This is a genomic window from Candidatus Nanopusillus massiliensis, assembly GCF_920984865.1.
Genome location: NZ_OV100765.1, coordinates 537,699 through 537,958, shown reverse-complemented (window position 1 = coordinate 537,958; position 260 = coordinate 537,699).

Below are 260 nucleotides of genomic sequence, written 5' to 3'. Positions count from 1 at the left end.
CTTTCAATAAATATTGGTTTTCTATTTATTTCTTTTGATAATTCAATTATTGATTTTAATCTTGCAATATGTGATGAAAATGTTGTTATAATTATTCCTTTTGTATCTTTTGAATTTAATACATCATATAACATATATTTTTCAATAATTTCTGATTGAGATTTTGAATTTTCATCTGCTCTTGTTGTTTCAGAAATTAATAATAAAACTCCTTCTTTTCCAATTTTCTTTAATTTTTCTTTGTCAGGTTTTTTACCAAT